Source organism: Citrobacter sp. wls710 (assembly GCF_005281115.1).
Classification (GTDB): Bacteria; Pseudomonadota; Gammaproteobacteria; order Enterobacterales; family Enterobacteriaceae; genus Citrobacter; species Citrobacter werkmanii.
The window spans coordinates 56,550-71,015 of the sequence record NZ_SZXD01000021.1; the positions used below are offsets into that span (position 1 = coordinate 56,550).

General features: G+C 54.2%; 11 protein-coding genes. 7 read left to right on the forward strand and 4 right to left on the reverse strand.

All coding sequences use genetic code 11. The annotated features are described in order from the left end of the window. Positions 1 to 124 precede the first annotated feature (124 nt). The 3 genes from phrB to FDX14_RS06525 form a co-directional block, all read right to left on the reverse strand. Positions 125 to 1,543, reverse strand: a complete 1,419-nt coding sequence (phrB, locus tag FDX14_RS06515; RefSeq protein ID WP_137349224.1) for a deoxyribodipyrimidine photo-lyase — start codon at positions 1,541 to 1,543, stop codon at positions 125 to 127. A gap of 20 nt (positions 1,544 to 1,563) precedes the next feature. Further along, positions 1,564 to 2,517, reverse strand: a complete 954-nt coding sequence (locus FDX14_RS06520) for a YbgA family protein (RefSeq protein WP_137349225.1) — start codon at positions 2,515 to 2,517, stop codon at positions 1,564 to 1,566. Between the two features lie 89 nt (positions 2,518 to 2,606). Continuing rightward, positions 2,607 to 2,813, reverse strand: coding sequence for a YbfA family protein (locus tag FDX14_RS06525; protein WP_003022870.1), 207 nt, complete (start codon positions 2,811 to 2,813; stop codon positions 2,607 to 2,609). A 308-nt stretch (positions 2,814 to 3,121) separates the two neighbouring features. Here FDX14_RS06525 and kdpF point away from each other — a divergent pair, with 308 nt between their 5' ends. Genes kdpF through kdpE form a run of 6 tightly spaced genes read left to right on the forward strand, consistent with a single transcriptional unit; the run spans position 3,122 to position 10,903 of the window. Continuing rightward, positions 3,122 to 3,211 (forward strand): K(+)-transporting ATPase subunit F, encoded by a 90-nt coding sequence (gene kdpF, locus FDX14_RS06530; protein ID WP_077949339.1) that lies wholly within the window; start codon positions 3,122 to 3,124, stop codon positions 3,209 to 3,211. Beyond that, positions 3,211 to 4,890, forward strand: coding sequence for a potassium-transporting ATPase subunit KdpA (gene kdpA, locus FDX14_RS06535; RefSeq protein WP_137349226.1), 1,680 nt, complete (start codon positions 3,211 to 3,213; stop codon positions 4,888 to 4,890). The genes kdpF and kdpA overlap by 1 nt, the downstream gene beginning before the upstream one ends. A gap of 20 nt (positions 4,891 to 4,910) precedes the next feature. After that, complete coding sequence (gene kdpB / locus FDX14_RS06540; RefSeq protein ID WP_137349227.1) at positions 4,911 to 6,959, forward strand: potassium-transporting ATPase subunit KdpB; 2,049 nt, start codon at positions 4,911 to 4,913, stop codon at positions 6,957 to 6,959. Between the two features lie 8 nt (positions 6,960 to 6,967). Continuing rightward, positions 6,968 to 7,534, forward strand: coding sequence for a potassium-transporting ATPase subunit KdpC (gene kdpC / locus FDX14_RS06545; protein WP_137349228.1), 567 nt, complete (start codon positions 6,968 to 6,970; stop codon positions 7,532 to 7,534). Positions 7,535 to 7,544: 10 nt separating this feature from the next. Further along, the gene (gene kdpD, locus FDX14_RS06550; RefSeq protein ID WP_137349229.1) at positions 7,545 to 10,229 is read left to right on the forward strand and encodes a two-component system sensor histidine kinase KdpD; all 2,685 of its coding nucleotides are present in this window, start codon (positions 7,545 to 7,547) and stop codon (positions 10,227 to 10,229) included. Further along, positions 10,226 to 10,903, forward strand: coding sequence for a two-component system response regulator KdpE (gene kdpE, locus FDX14_RS06555; RefSeq protein WP_042309758.1), 678 nt, complete (start codon positions 10,226 to 10,228; stop codon positions 10,901 to 10,903). The genes kdpD and kdpE overlap by 4 nt, the downstream gene beginning before the upstream one ends. 179 nt (positions 10,904 to 11,082) lie before the next feature. Here kdpE and tssF read toward each other — a convergent pair whose 3' ends face one another. After that, positions 11,083 to 12,915 (reverse strand): type VI secretion system baseplate subunit TssF, encoded by a 1,833-nt coding sequence (gene tssF, locus FDX14_RS06560; protein WP_137349230.1) that lies wholly within the window; start codon positions 12,913 to 12,915, stop codon positions 11,083 to 11,085. A 631-nt stretch (positions 12,916 to 13,546) separates the two neighbouring features. Here tssF and tssI point away from each other — a divergent pair. Continuing rightward, positions 13,547 to 14,466: type VI secretion system tip protein TssI/VgrG (gene tssI, locus FDX14_RS06570; protein WP_137349232.1), on the forward strand; the 920-nt coding region annotated here is incomplete at its 3' end.

Here is a 14,466-nt window from a genome sequence, read left to right on the forward strand (position 1 = left end):
ACTGCCAGATAAAAGCATCTGCATCAGGGCATTAACAACCTTGCGCGCACGCTTCAGCGCTAAAAGCCCCAGACCGCAACACTTTCATTCTGCTGGAAGGCATTACGCAAAATCCACCATGCCTTTACTCTTTACGCGCCGCCTCATATGCCGCCAGCGTCGCCAGTCTTGCCTGCTTATGATCGACAATCGGGCGAGGATAGTTGAGCGTCACCTGCGCTTTTTCCGCCCACGACCACGGGTCATGAATCGCTTTACCCGGCACATCGCGCAGTTCCGGCAGCCACTGGCGGATAAACTCACCGTCACGGTCAAATTTTTCGCCCTGCGTCGTGGGGTTAAATATGCGGAAATACGGTGCGGCATCGGTCCCGGTAGACGCGGCCCACTGCCAGCCGCCGTTGTTGGCCGCCAGGTCGCCATCGATCAGTTGCGACATGAAATACTGCTCGCCTTTGCGCCAGTCGATCAGCAGGTCTTTCACTAAAAAACTGGCCGTAATCATGCGTAAACGATTATGCATCCAGCCCGTGGCGTTGAGCTGACGCATCGCCGCGTCTACAATCGGGTAACCCGTTTGACCCATTTGCCAGGCCTGCAAATGCGCCGGGTTATTCTGCCATTGCACGCGATCGGTCCAGCGGATAAAGGGGTGATACCGACACAGCGCCGGATGATACGTCATCAGGTGGCGATAAAACTCACGCCAGATAAGCTCGTTCAGCCAGACGCTACCTGACCCGCCCTCAAGCGCCTGCGGCTGCTCCGCGAGCAGTCGATTCAGGCATTGGCGCGGCGATAACCCGCCTGTCGCCAGACTTGCGGATAATCGACTGGTCCCGTCAATCGCTGGAAAATCACGCTGTTGTTCGTATTCTCCCGCAGCCTGCTGGCAAAACTGGCGTAATTGCGCGATGGCCAATTTTTCATCTGCCACAAACCTCTGCGCATCAAAATCTTGCTGTGGATAGCTCAGCTTAATTGGTGTTAACGGTGCGTCAAGAGCGCCACTTTCTCTCACTTTCGGCGCGCTCACACATTCTGGAATACCGTCTTTAATCCGCTTCAGCCAGGCATTTTTAAACGGCGTGAACACTTTATACATCTCATGATTGCCGGTCATCACCGCCCCCGGAGGCAGGATCACGCTGTCATCAAACCCTTCGCACACCACCTGGGGTAATGATTTTTCTACGTTTGCATCCCGCTGCCGTTCGTTTATTTCATATTGATAGTTATAAAATAATCGACTGACGTCATGCTGCAGACAAACACTTTTGACGATGTCCACGCTGGCCGCAAAATCAGCCACTTCGTGAAACAGTAGAGGAATACCTTTTTCTGCCAGCGCCGTTTGTAACGCATTCAACTGTGCGCAGGTAAATGCCGCCTGGCGCGGGGCCATATCGTGGGCCTTCCACTGCTCGGGGGTAGCGATATATAACGCCAGTACCTGCGCGGAACGATCCCGGCAAGCAGCCGCCAGTGCGAGGTTGTCGTGCAGGCGTAAATCACGCCGAAACCAGACCAAATGGGTGGTCATAACACTCCTGAAGAAAAAACTTAACGCCCGTAGCGCAAACGCAGAGCCTCTGGCCAGGGATTGAAATAGCGCTGCCCGGAGAGATAAGCATCCGGGTATTCCGCCATATAGTGTTTGAGTAATGTTATTGGCGCAAGCAGCGGTTGAGTCGCACGTCGATAACCGTCAATGAGAGAGGCTAGCTCCTGCCGCTGACGAGAATTTAATTGCGTACGGAAATAGCCCTGGACATGCATCAGCACGTTGGTATGGTTGCGACGGGAGGGAAGATGAGCCAGCAAACTCATCAGCCTTAAGCGATACTCGACAAAATAAGCCTGCAGATCTTGCCATTCGCCAATCGCCGCGACAAAACGCCCGAGTTCGCGATAGTCCGGCTGGGAATGGGCCAACAGTAATAGCTTGTAACGACTATGATAATCGATTAATGCGCCGCGCGTTAACCCTTGCTGTCGGATAGTATTGAGCTCGTGCAAAGCATAAATGCGCTCAACAAAATTTTCCCGAATCTGCGGGTCGTGCAAACGCCCGTCCTCTTCCACGGGGAGCCAGGGTAACGTCGACATCAGCACAGACGTAAAGATCCCTCGTCCGGCTTTACGGTTGTTTTTGCCTTCCGCGTCGTAGACTCGCACCCGTTCCATACCGCAACTGGGTGATTTCGCACAGACTATGTAACCGCACAAATGCGCCAGACGATCGCTTTGTCGCTGACTAAAAGCCGTCATGGCGTCTGTCAAATCCCCCTCGCGCTTATCACTAAAACGCAGGGAAACAGCCTCGCCCTCTTTGACCAGATGCAGCGCAGGTCGCGGGACTGGTAACCCGATCCCCATTTCAGGGCATACGGGTTCGAACGCGACCCACGGCGACAGTTCTTCCACAGCAAAGGCCAGGCGCTTATGCCCACCATCATAGCGAACCGCCTCCCCCAACAGACAGGCACTGATACCAACAGGGATTTTCTCGCTCATGATCGCTCCTTTCTCATTCCTGAGATAAGTGTAGCTATCATCAATAAAAAAGCCGCTGATATCAGCGGCTTTTGGGGATTTATTAGCTATCAGTAGAAATCGCAGGTGGCTTTTTCCGCCTGCTCCATCCACACCGGCTTATCACTGGTTTTAGACCAGACGCGATGCAGATAGCTGTAAAAACGGGCGCGGTCTTTCCAGAACAGCATGACCGGCAGCGCCAGTACGCCCGCCACCACGGCAAAGGTACGGCGTAAGAAAACAATGTGTGCTGGATATTCTTTATAAAAGTCCATAATCCTCTCCCATATAACTGTTCGGTGAATCGCACCGGAAAAATAAAGTTGGTTAACTGATGAAAATAATACCGCCTTGTGTGTAATTTTACTACTCATCCGACCACTTATTTTTATCTATTTATGCCCCGTTTAGCTTAAAAAAGTAATTAAGTTACATAAAAGTTAAATTAATACTAATCATTAGTTAAATAATGGTCTTTGCCATTTTTATACTTTTTTTACACCCTGCCCGCCGATTTTTGCGAAATCTTTGCAAGCAAAAACCTACGCTCTGGTTATCACATTTATGCCACTGGAGGTGCACTGTGAGTGCAGGCGTGATAACCGGCATTGGGCTGGTCTTTTTATTATTAGGTTACCTTGTGTATGCCCTGATTAATGCGGAGGCGTTCTGATGGCGGCTCAAGGATTTTTACTCATTGCCAGTTTCTTGCTGGTGCTGTTTGTCATCGCCAGACCGCTGGGGTTTGGGCTGGCCCGACTCATCAATAATATGTCTCTGCCGGGCCTTGCTGGCGTGGAAAGTGTGCTCTGGCGTGGTCTGGGTATTTCGCAGCAGGAGATGAACTGGCGGCAGTATCTGCTGGCAATCCTCGCGCTCAATGTGCTGGGCCTGCTGGTCCTGTTTTCGATGCTGATGGCGCAAAATCTGTTGCCGCTGAATCCTCAGCAGCTATCAGGACTTTCATGGCATCTGGCGCTCAACACGGCGGTGAGTTTTGTCACCAATACCAACTGGCAATCCTATGGCGGTGAAACCACCTTAAGCTACTTCAGCCAGATGGCTGGGTTGACCGTACAGAACTTCCTGTCCGCGGCGACCGGGATTGCGGTGATTTTTGCCCTGATTCGTGCCTTTACGCGCCAGAGTATGGATACGCTGGGTAATGCCTGGGTCGATCTGGTTCGTATTACGCTGTGGATCCTCGTGCCGATCGCGCTGCTCATCGCCCTGTTTTTTATTCAACAAGGCGTGCTGCAAAACGTATTGCCCTATCAGCCCATCACGACGCTTGAAGGGGTGAAACAGTTGCTGCCGATGGGACCTGTCGCTTCGCAGGAAGCGATTAAGATGCTCGGCACCAACGGGGGCGGTTTCTTTAACGCTAACTCAGCACATCCGTTTGAAAACCCAACCGCGCTGACCAACCTGGTCCAGATGCTGGCGATCTTTTTGATCCCTACCGCGCTGTGTTTTGCCTTTGGCGATGTGGTGGGCGATCGTCGTCAGGGACGGACCTTGTTATGGGCCATGTCGCTCATTTTTGTCATCTGCGTAGCCGTCGTGATGTGGGCCGAAGTTCAGGGCAACCCGCATCTGATGCAGTTAGGTGCAAACAGCAATATCAACATGGAGGGCAAAGAGAGCCGCTTTGGTGTACTGGTCAGCAGTCTGTTTGCGGTCGTCACAACGGCGGCATCCTGTGGCGCAGTGATTGCGATGCATGACTCCTTTACCGCACTCGGCGGAATGGTGCCGATGTGGCTGATGCAAATTGGCGAAGTGGTCTTCGGCGGTGTGGGTTCAGGTCTGTACGGCATGCTGCTGTTCGTACTGCTGGCTGTGTTCATCGCCGGGCTTATGATTGGCCGAACACCGGAATACCTGGGTAAGAAAATCGACGTGCGCGAAATGAAAATGACCGCGCTGGCCATTTTGGTCACCCCTGCGCTGGTCCTGCTCGGCACAGCAATAGCAATGATGACCGATGCCGGGCGTAGCGCCATGCTCAACCCGGGTCCACATGGTTTTAGTGAAGTGCTGTATGCCGTGTCATCTGCCGCGAACAACAACGGTAGCGCCTTTGCCGGATTAAGCGCCAATAGCCCGTTCTGGAACTGCCTGCTGGCTCTGTGCATGTTCTTCGGTCGCTTCGGCGTGATCGTACCCGTGATGGCTATTGCCGGGTCGCTGGTCAGTAAAAAGATCCAGCCAGCAAGCCCGGGCACGCTACCCACCCACGGCGCGCTGTTTGTCGGGTTGTTAATCGGTACGGTGTTACTGGTTGGCGCTCTTACCTTTGTTCCTGCCCTGGCCCTTGGCCCGGTCGCAGAATACCTGTCATTACACTGAGTGATGCGGAGCACATTACTATGAGTCGCAAGCAACTGGCGTTGTTCGAACCTTCTCTGGTCGCACAGGCGCTGATGGATGCCGTGAAAAAATTAAGCCCACATACCCAATGGCGTAATCCGGTGATGTTTCTCGTCTGGCTGGGTAGTCTGCTGACCACGTTGTTAACGCTGGCGATGGCAACAGGTTATATGCCAGGCAATCCGTGGTTTACCGGCGCGATAAGTCTATGGCTGTGGATCACCGTCCTGTTCGCCAACTTTGCCGAAGCGCTGGCTGAGGGGCGCAGTAAAGCACAGGCGAACAGCCTGAAAGGGGTGAAAAAAACCGCTTTTGCCCGCAAACTTCGCGAACCAAAATACGGCTCGGCCATGGATCACGTCCCTGCCGATGATTTACGTAAAGGCGATATTGTGCTGGTGGAAGCTGGCGATATTATCCCGTGTGACGGTGAGGTGATCGAAGGTGGCGCATCGGTGGACGAAAGCGCGATTACCGGTGAGTCTGCGCCGGTTATTCGTGAATCCGGTGGCGATTTTGCATCGGTCACCGGCGGGACTCGCATTCTCTCCGACTGGCTGGTGATCGAATGCAGCGTAAACCCCGGTGAAACGTTCCTCGACCGGATGATCGCCATGGTCGAAGGCGCGCAGCGGCGTAAAACCCCCAATGAAATCGCCCTGACGATTCTGCTGATTGCCCTGACCATCGTTTTTCTGTTGGCGACCGCCACGCTGTGGCCATTTTCCACCTGGGGCGGCAGCGCGGTCAGCGTCACGGTACTGGTTGCCCTGCTCGTTTGTCTGATCCCCACCACCATCGGCGGTCTGCTTTCTGCCATTGGCGTGGCCGGGATGAGCCGTATGCTGGGCGCGAACGTCATTGCCACCAGCGGACGTGCGGTCGAAGCCGCGGGTGACGTGGACGTCCTGCTGCTGGATAAAACCGGCACCATTACGCTGGGTAACCGTCAGGCTTCAGATTTTCTGCCCGCCCAGGGGGTGGACGAAAAAACGCTGGCCGACGCCGCACAGCTTTCATCGCTGGCCGATGAAACGCCGGAAGGCCGCAGCATCGTAATTCTGGCAAAACAACGCTTTAATCTGCGTATTCGCGACGTGCAATCGCTGCACGCTACCTTTGTGCCGTTTACCGCACAAAGTCGGATGAGTGGTATCAACATCGACAACCGTATGATCCGCAAAGGTTCGGTCGATGCTATTCGTCGTCACGTTGAAGCCAATGGCGGTCACTTCCCCGCCGATGTAGAGCAGAAGGTCGACAACGTCGCTCGCCTTGGCGCTACGCCGCTGGTGGTAGCCGAAGGCTCCCGCGTACTGGGCGTGATAGCCCTGAAAGATATTGTGAAAGGCGGGATCAAAGAACGTTTTGCCCAACTACGCAAAATGGGGATCAAAACGGTGATGATCACCGGCGATAACCGCCTGACCGCCGCCGCGATCGCCGCTGAAGCCGGGGTGGATGATTTCTTAGCGGAGGCCACGCCGGAAGCCAAGCTGGCGCTGATTCGTCAGTATCAGGCGGAAGGCCGTCTGGTGGCGATGACCGGCGACGGAACCAACGACGCCCCGGCACTGGCGCAGGCGGATGTCGCGGTCGCCATGAACTCCGGGACCCAGGCGGCGAAGGAAGCTGGCAACATGGTGGATCTTGATTCCAACCCCACCAAACTGATTGAAGTGGTGCACATTGGTAAACAGATGCTGATGACGCGCGGCTCGCTGACCACCTTCAGTATCGCCAATGACGTGGCAAAGTATTTCGCCATTATCCCGGCCGCGTTCGCCGCCACCTATCCGCAGCTCAATGCACTTAACGTAATGGGACTGCATTCGCCGGACTCAGCGATCCTCAGCGCGGTTATCTTTAATGCGCTGATAATCATTTTTCTGATCCCACTGGCGCTTAAAGGCGTGAGCTACAAGCCGTTATCCGCATCTGCAATGTTGCGCCGTAATTTATGGATCTACGGCCTGGGCGGTCTGGTGGTGCCATTTATTGGCATTAAAGCGATTGATGTACTGCTGACCCTGCTGGGTCTGGTGTGAGGTTTCAGATGAGTGGATTACGTCCTGCATTATCAACATTGATTTTCCTGATGCTTATAACCGGCGGGGCTTACCCGCTGCTGACCACCGCGCTGGGGCAGTGGTGGTTTCCCCACCAGGCTAACGGCTCCTTGATCCGCGAAGATCAGGTTGTTCGCGGCTCTGAACTTATTGGGCAACATTTTACCGCCGCCGGTTATTTTCAGGGGCGTCCGTCTGCGACGGCGGAAATGCCCTATAATCCCATGGCTTCTGGCGGCAGTAATCTGGCCGTCAGCAACCCGGAACTGGATAAACAGTTGCAAAGCCGGATTGCCGCGCTGCGTGCTGCCAATCCACAGGCTAATCCTGCCGTTCCGCTAGAGCTGGTAACCGCGTCGGCCAGCGGGCTGGATAACAACCTGACGCCCGACGCGGTGGCCTGGCAAATTCCCCGCGTGGCGCAGGCCCGCAACCTCAGCGTTGAAGAGGTGTCGCGCCTGGTTGCACAATACACGCAAAAGCCGTTGGTCAGTTTTATCGGCCAGCCGGTGGTGAACCTGGTGGAACTTAATTTAGCGCTGGATAAGCACTGAGAAAAAGGACATGCATAGCGAACCCTTACGTCCCGACCCCGATCGTCTGCTGGAGCAGACCACTGCCCCGCACCGCGGAAAACTAAAAATATTCTTCGGTGCCTGCGCGGGCGTCGGCAAAACCTGGGCCATGCTAACGGAAGCCCAGCGGCTGCGGGCGCAGGGGTTAGATGTGCTGATTGGCGTGGTGGAAACCCACGGACGCAAAGAGACCGCCGCGCTGCTGGACGGTCTCAGCATCCTGCCACTAAAGCGACACGCGCGTCATGGTCGTCACATCAGCGAGTTCGATCTCGATGCCGCCCTGGCCCGCCGTCCGGCGCTCATTTTAATGGATGAACTGGCGCACAGTAATGCGCCAGGTTCACGCCATCCTAAGCGCTGGCAAGATATTGAAGAGCTGCTGGAAGCCGGTATCGACGTCTTTACCACCGTTAACGTACAGCATCTGGAAAGTCTCAATGATGTGGTCAGCGGCGTCACCGGTATTCAGGTTCGCGAAACCGTCCCCGATCCTTTTTTCGATGCTGCTGACGATGTGGTGCTGGTCGATCTTCCCCCCGATGATTTGCGGCAGCGCCTGAATGAAGGCAAGGTCTATATCGCCGGTCAGGCGGAAAGAGCCATCGAGCATTTCTTTCGCAAAGGTAATTTGATCGCGCTGCGCGAGCTGGCCCTGCGCCGCACGGCCGATCGGGTGGACGATCAAATGCGCGCCTGGCGCGGACGTCCAGGGGAAGAGAAAGTATGGCATACCCGCGACGCCGTTTTGCTGTGCATTGGGCACAACACTGGCAGCGAAAAACTGGTACGCGCCGCCGCGCGACTGGCGGCGCGTCTCGGCAGCGTCTGGCACGCAGTGTATGTCGAAACTCCAGCGTTGCACCGACTCCCCGAAAAACAGCGCCGCGCGATCTTAAGCGCCCTGCGATTAGCCCAGGAGCTGGGCGCGGAAACCGCCACACTTTCCGATCCCGCTGAAGATAAAGCGGTAATCCGCTATGCCCGCGAGCATAATCTGGGAAAAATTGTGCTCGGGCGTCCGACAACGCGTCGCTGGTGGCGCAGCGATTCCTTTGCCGACAAACTGGCCCATCGCGCACCGGATCTCGATCTGATGATTGTCGCGCTGGACGAACCGCCTTCACGCCCGACGCTACCCACTACGGATAGCCGCACCTTTAAAGATAAATGGCGGGTACAAATTCAGGGTTGTGTGGTTGCCGTCGCGCTGTGTGCCATCATTACGCTGATCGCGATGCAGTGGCTGATGGCCTTTGATGCCGCTAACCTGGTAATGCTCTATTTGCTGGGTGTGGTGGTTATCGCCCTGTTCTACGGACGCTGGCCATCCGTGCTGGCAACCTTTATTAACGTCGCCAGCTTCGATCTCTTCTTTATTGCCCCGCGTGGGACGCTGGCCGTTTCCGACGTCCAGTACCTACTCACTTTTACCGTGATGCTAACGGTAGGGCTGGTTATCGGTAATCTCACCGCCGGAGTCCGGTATCAGGCGCGGGTGGCGCGCTATCGGGAACAACGTACGCGCCATCTGTATGAGATGTCGAAAGCGTTAGCCGTTGGACGGAGTCAGCAGGATATCGCCGCTACCAGCGAACAGTTTATCGCCTCAACGTTTCAGGCCCGTAGTCAGGTTTTATTACCTGATGAACACGGTAAGCTGGCGCCCCTCACCCATCAACAGGGCATGACGCCATGGGACGATGCCATTGCCCAATGGAGTTTTGACAAAGGGCAGCCAGCTGGCGCGGGCACGGATACCTTACCGGGCGTACCGTACCAAATCTTACCGCTAAAAAGCGCCGATAAAACGCATGGGCTACTGGTAGTGGAACCGGGAAATCTGCGTCAGTTGATGATCCCTGAGCAGCAGCGCCTGCTGGAAACCTTTACCCTGTTGGTCTCGAGTGCGCTGGAACGTCTGACGCTGACCGCCAGCGAAGAGCAGGCCCGGTTTGCCAGTGAGCGTGAAAGTATTCGCAATGCGCTGCTTGCCGCCCTGTCCCACGATTTGCGCACGCCGCTGACGGTACTGTTCGGTCAGGCTGAAATTTTAACGCTGGATCTGGCCAGTGAAGGTTCGCCGCATGCGCGCCAGGCCAGTGAGATTCGCCAGCACGTGCTGAATACCACCCGACTGGTTAATAATCTGTTGGATATGGCGCGAATTCAGTCTGGCGGCTTTAATCTTAAGAAGGAGTGGTTAACGCTGGAAGAGGTGGTGGGCAGCGCCCTGCAGATGCTGGAGCCGGGACTCTCAGCCCCGATTAATCTGTCGTTACCCGAACCGTTGACGCTGATCCATGTCGATGGCCCGCTTTTTGAACGGGTGTTGATTAATCTGCTGGAGAACGCCGTAAAATACGCGGGTCCGCAGGCGCAAATCGGCATTGATGCCAGCGTCAACGGTGAGCACCTGCAACTGGACGTCTGGGATAATGGGCCGGGTATTCCATCGGGTATGGAACAGCGTGTTTTTGACAAGTTTTCCAGAGGAAACAAAGAGTCATCGGTACCGGGCGTTGGACTGGGACTGGCAATTTGCCAGGCGATTGTGGACGTGCACGGCGGTACCATTTCCGCCCATAATCGTGCCCAGGGAGGAGCCTGTTTCCGTGTTACACTGCCCCAGGAAATCCCCCCTGAACTTGAAGATTTTCATGAGGATATGTGACAAACGTTCTGATTGTTGAAGATGAACAGGCCATTCGCCGCTTTCTGCGCACCGCGCTGGAAGCCGATGGCCTGCGTGTATATGAAGCGGAAACGCTGCAACGTGGTCTGCTGGAAGCCGCCACGCGAAAACCCGATCTCATCATTCTCGATCTCGGCCTGCCAGACGGCGACGGCATTGATTTTATTCGCGACCTGCGACAGTGGAGCGCAATTCCAGTAATCGTGCTTTCAGCCCGTAGCGAAGAGAGCGATAAAATCGCCGCGCTGGATGCCGGTGCCGATGACTATCTCAGTAAACCCTTTGGTATTGGCGAGCTACAGGCGCGATTGCGCGTGGCATTGCGGCGCCACGCCAGCGGCGCGTCCCCCGAACCGGTGGTGCATTTTTCCAACGTAAAAGTGGATCTCGCCGCCCGCCTCGTACACCGTGACGACGAGGAAATCCATCTGACGCCAATTGAGTTTCGCCTGTTAGCGGTACTGCTGAATAATGCCGGGAAGGTACTGACGCAACGCCAGTTGTTGAACCAGGTCTGGGGGCCAAACGCCGTTGAGCACAGTCACTATCTGCGAATCTATATGGGACACCTGCGCCAGAAACTGGAGCTGGACCCGGCTCGTCCACGTCATTTTCTGACCGAAACCGGGATTGGCTATCGGTTTATGCCGTGAATTCAGAATTAACGAGTCCTGATATAAGTTGAAAGTTATCCGTCTATCGAATGCTTGCTGAATATGATCGGTCGTTTTGTATTTCTGGGCCAGATGTGGACGCTCATAGTTATAGATTGTCACGGATTCTGTTAGCAGCCATAACCATCGCTCATTGGGGACCTAAAAAGCCATCCCGGTTACATCAGGGGGTGTTGACCGCTATTCCGCCACATCCATGATTTATGATTTTCCGTATTGATAATTTTCAGGTGGTGATATGAACCGGTACTGGCATACAGCGCAAAAAACTGTGACAGCACGGCCCCCAGCAGATATATCTCCCCCTCACTGACAAACGGAGCCGGGTTGATCCACAGTGTGGTGGCAAGCCCTCTCCTCGGAACGCCCTTAAACAACCAGTCTATCGGTTTCGTTTCCATTCGTTCTATCGCATCCAGTTTCTCACGTGAAAGCCGGGCCAGTTGGGGATGATGAATACCGGGCAGGTCAAAAGTGCACAGGATCTCAATCAGCGCCTCCCGCTCCAGCAGGGAAAGATAATTCAGGTTCATACAGGAAATCAGCAACCAGAGCCTGTCATCGTCGGTCACCGGATTGAGTGAACATGTCGGACATGTAACGTTACTGAAAGAGGCCACTGCCGGATTTTTGCCCACGGCGACGCAGACATCGCCGGGATGCAGTTGTTCAGGTAACATCCGGTTGGTACAGACCAGCTCAGCCGTAACGACTTCATTTTCCGTCAGGGAAGGGTCCGGCTGGCTGCCATCGGCATGTATGAAAGCGACGGTGTGCTCAGTGCCGCGATGGAGTAGCGAGGTTTTTGTCCGGTGCTGCCAGTACACGACTTTCCTCTGACCACTGAATTCTGTCTGATGGTCAAAACTTTCAAACTCAGGCCACATCTGTCTGTTTTTACCTTTCCCGGCCCCCCCCTCCGGGGCCTGAGTGTGACAGCTCACCGACGCCACCCGGAAAATATCATACGCGTCCGGGCGTCGGCGGCTGGCAAGCAACGGATATTGCAACACACGACCATCGGGTCGGATCGGCTCAGCAGTGTGCATAAACAGGTTAACAGCAGGTGTGCAGTAAAGCCGCAGCGAACGGTTGTCCAGTTTGACATCACCCGGCAGCGGATCGCAAAAATGCAGCCTCAGCGTAAAATGACTGAGCGGAAAATCATCCGGCAATGACACCGCCCCACGAAGGTGGAAGAAGAAAAAACTTTCCGGAAAGCAAAAATATTCATGGAGAACCCGGTAGCCATTGTGGACCCTTTCAGGCCAGGGCAGCAGTGCGTCCTCACGCTCAAACCCAGCCGGATCCAGCCATACATCCGGCAGCGGTACCTGGCACTCCCCGGCAACCAGCTCGGCGTCCATCAGGCACTCACTGAACCACAGATACAACTGATACCGGGTATAGTCGTCGTCATTACCCAGCCAGAAGCTGAGTTTATTCAGATCCAGAGCATTCGGGGACACTCCGCTGTCCGCAAAAAAATCAATCTCAATACAGCCCTTTTTAAGGGTACTGTTGTTGCGTATATCCCGGATATGCAGGGGCTGTAACCAGAGATCCCTGGCCAGCGTAAAATGGCAGACCGGAGGGCGCGTTGACTGGCTGTCAGACAGCGGTCCCCGGTTCAGGGATAATGACCCCGTTGTTGTACGGGATCTGATTAACGCATCGCGGCAAACCTGTACCGGCTTTTTCAGCCGGTTTTTAGGCCGGTATTCAATGACCGTCATGGCAGGAACCGGACGCAGATAATTAGGCCACAGCATCCTGATGATCCCGTGAGTGAATTCAGGAAACCCGTCTTCCAGTTTTTGCCGCAGTCCACCGGAAAGAAGTGCAAAAGCCTCCATCAGGCGCTCAACATCCGGATCGCCATCCTTCTCCGCCAGGAAACGGGCCAGCCAGGGCTTTTCCTTTGCCATTAATTTCCCCATCTGACGAAGATAGTCCAGCTCTTCCAGGTAATAACGCTCTTCAAAAGCCATGGTATTAACTCCCGCAATGATTAAGAGATCCAGGATGAATACTGCCGTCTTTGTTATTACCGGCAATAACATTTCCTCAGGTTATATTTGCAAGCAATAACAGAACATATCCGGAATGGACACCGCAGCAACCATTCACTGGAATGGAAATAATACAGATTCAGTTATGACAACAATAATACGTCCGCAGGAGCATTTTTAAATCGATTTTTTAAAATAATGTATGAATTCTCTGTGCTGTGATATACAACACAAAATAGCGAAAAATGACATGGTAATAATGTTTGCATTACACAGATAACAAGGCAACCATTCATTTCAGCAATATATAATGATAATTAACTTCCGAATGGTAAAGATTAAATAACATCGTAAGGATCATACAAATATAATATATTTGTATGATTTTTAATTATTACAGCAAGAGGAAACCGATATTCGCAGACATGGAATATACTGCTCAAAATATGCAGAGAAAAGCTAAAACCATTCGAAGAATATCGCATTACGTTTTTATTCACGGGAGATGGCAGATGCCGGAAACTTCGGCGGTAGCGTGCCTGAATATAAATATCACTCTCAGCTACTGCCGCAGTATTTATTTTCCTGTCATGCATCAGAGAGGCATTTTATGTCACTGAAAGGACTTCGTTTCACGCTGGAAGTTGACGGGCAGAGTTCCACCACCTTCGCGGTGGTCAGTTTCCGTCTGGTCCAGAAATATTCACTCCCCTTTATGCTGGAGGTGGATGTCGCCAGCGACTCTTTCCGCCAGCGTGCTGAAGAACTGCTTGAAAAAAATGCCACCCTGACCCTCTGGCAGGGTGCACAGGTGCTGCGCCGTATCAGCGGCGTGATTTCCACCTTTGGCATGAAAGAGCACGACGGCTGGCAGATGCAGTACCGCTTCAGAATTCAGCCCCCTCTCTGGCGCTGCGCCCTGCGGCAGAACTTCCGCATTTTCCAGCAGCAGGATATTCAGGCTATCTCTGACACCCTGCTGCGTGAAAACGGCATCACCACCTGGACGCCCTGTTTTTACGAGGACCACCCTGCACGGGAATTCTGCGTCCAGTACGGCGAGTCTGACCTTGCGTTCCTGACACGACTGTGGTCCGAGGAAGGGATTTTCTTTTTTGACCGGTTCTCCCCGGAGGGAGCCGACCAGAAAATGACGCTCTGCGATAACGTCGCCGGACTGTCCCGGCTTCCGGCCTCCATAGCGTTCAATCCGAACACAACCACGGAAGTCACCACGGAGTGCATCAGCCAGTTCCGTTACGAGGCCACCGTCAGCCCCTCTTCCGTGACGAGCCAGGACTACACGTTTAAAGTCCCCGACTGGCCCGGATATTATGAGCAGGAAGCGGATAACCTGAATGGTCAGTGGGCACAGTATGAGATTTTTGATTATCCGGGCCGTTTCAAGGACGAACAGCACGGGGAGGATTTCACCCGCTATAAAATAGAAGGCTGGCGCAGTGGGGCTGAAACGGCACTCTGTGTCAGTAATTCCCCCCAATTATGGCCCGGCATCCGCTTTACCCTGTC

What these genes read in the sequence shown, in the direction of transcription:
- kdpB (WP_137349227.1), top strand. Translation starts at nt 4,911, where the DNA reads ATGAGTCGCAAGCAACTGGCGTTGTTCGAACCTTCTCTGGTCGCACAG.
- tssF (WP_137349230.1), bottom strand. Translation starts at nt 12,915, where the DNA reads ATGGCTTTTGAAGAGCGTTATTACCTGGAAGAGCTGGACTATCTTCGT.
- kdpD (WP_137349229.1), top strand. Translation starts at nt 7,545, where the DNA reads ATGCATAGCGAACCCTTACGTCCCGACCCCGATCGTCTGCTGGAGCAG.
- phrB (WP_137349224.1), bottom strand. Translation starts at nt 1,543, where the DNA reads ATGACCACCCATTTGGTCTGGTTTCGGCGTGATTTACGCCTGCACGAC.
- FDX14_RS06525 (WP_003022870.1), bottom strand. Translation starts at nt 2,813, where the DNA reads ATGGACTTTTATAAAGAATATCCAGCACACATTGTTTTCTTACGCCGT.
- kdpA (WP_137349226.1), top strand. Translation starts at nt 3,211, where the DNA reads ATGGCGGCTCAAGGATTTTTACTCATTGCCAGTTTCTTGCTGGTGCTG.
- kdpC (WP_137349228.1), top strand. Translation starts at nt 6,968, where the DNA reads ATGAGTGGATTACGTCCTGCATTATCAACATTGATTTTCCTGATGCTT.
- FDX14_RS06520 (WP_137349225.1), bottom strand. Translation starts at nt 2,517, where the DNA reads ATGAGCGAGAAAATCCCTGTTGGTATCAGTGCCTGTCTGTTGGGGGAG.